The organism is Endozoicomonas atrinae (assembly GCF_001647025.1).
GTDB classification, from domain to species: Bacteria; Pseudomonadota; Gammaproteobacteria; order Pseudomonadales; family Endozoicomonadaceae; genus Endozoicomonas; species Endozoicomonas atrinae.
In genome coordinates this window covers 1-1,300 of sequence record NZ_LUKQ02000570.1, presented here as the reverse complement: position 1 = coordinate 1,300, position 1,300 = coordinate 1, and the positions used below count along the sequence as shown (strand labels likewise).

Sequence of the window (1,300 nt, the reverse complement as noted above, 5' to 3'; positions counted from 1 at the left end):
TAGACTTCAGGAAATAACCTTCAATCTTGGGATAACTCTCACCAGCCTTCTCAGAAGGCTGGCGGTCTCAGCCCCCTTTTAGGGGGCTTAAAGCAAAACCACGTTCTACGAACGTGGATCATTTACTAAATACAGAAAAGAGTCATTTTTAATACATGAACCACCTGCTCAGCAGGTGGTGATGTGAAAGCAACGGCAGCCATTAATGTCATTGGCATGTGGTTTGTGGGTGTTCCCCCGGCCTGGGCAGCCGTGAATATCTGGAATCGGCCACTTTATCTGGTGTTTATCTGTGCGCTGATGGAAGAAGAGACAAAAGCGGTTCTGGTGCTTTACCCCGTCCTGGCGAGATACTGGTTGAAAAATCTGGCTGTCGAAGCTGAAGCATAAGAAGTGTCTAACCCCTGATTTTTAGCAATCATACCGGGGGGTGTATTTATCTCTATACCTCCCTTTTATAAAAACACTATTACCCCATTTATTCCTTTTAAGAAATCCTGATACAGGTAGAAACCTGGTTGCTTTTTAATTTCATATGGAAAAATACAATAAGTCAGAGCCACGCTTCCTCCTTACCTCTAAAAAGAAATGCTATTAGCGCACATCAATAGCTATCATCGTTCCATGGTCAAAATGCGAAACCATCGTTCTATTTATTATCTAGAATAAATGGAAACCTGACGCAATTATTACAGTCAAAGTGCGTTCTGGATTTGGAGTTGTAATAAAGCTGAAGGCTAGTGGTTCTCTTCTGATAAAGATCATGTGCTCTTAACGCTTTAATGCCATTTGAACAACTGCTACTTCAGTGTTGACAGATAATCAGTCTTATATCCTGCAGGGGGTAAATGATGGACGCAATGGGTAGAACTGGCAGTGATTTGTATAGAGACTGTACTCCAGATAGACCGGAGGACTTTTCTAGGGTTAACCGCTGCAAGTCAGCACCTGTTCTCGTCGCAAGAGACACAGAAGAACCACATCAAAGCAGCTGCAGCGATAGAAAAAGGATAGCAGATTGGGATATTCAGACCACTATACCAATGGGTGAGTTGGCCATTAATGATGATTCTATCAACGGGCAGGAGCCTGTAAATAATTCTGTGTAAACGCCACCAAAACTATTACTCCTTGAACCGGTCAGGAAACATAATTTCAAACCGGTTCATGGCTGCTTTCCAGTTCCTGATCGGCATGGTCCATTTCTCGGAAGCTTTTTCCATGGCCAGATAGATTACCTTCATGACTGACTCATCAGTCCGAAAAATCTTCCGGTTCTTGATCGCCTTACGAATGACGC

At 43.2% G+C, this 1,300-nt stretch carries 1 protein-coding gene and 1 pseudogene; one reads left to right on the top strand and one right to left on the bottom strand.

What is annotated here, in order from left to right; all coding sequences use genetic code 11:
- Window positions 1-183: 183 nt before the first annotated feature.
- Entirely contained in the window at window positions 184-390 is a 207-nt protein-coding gene (locus AK963_RS29115) for a hypothetical protein (RefSeq protein WP_066018741.1), read from the top strand.
- Window positions 391-1,124: 734 nt separating this feature from the next.
- Here AK963_RS29115 and AK963_RS32845 read toward each other — a convergent pair.
- Window positions 1,125-1,300: pseudogene (locus AK963_RS32845) on the bottom strand (IS256 family transposase); the annotation flags it as partial.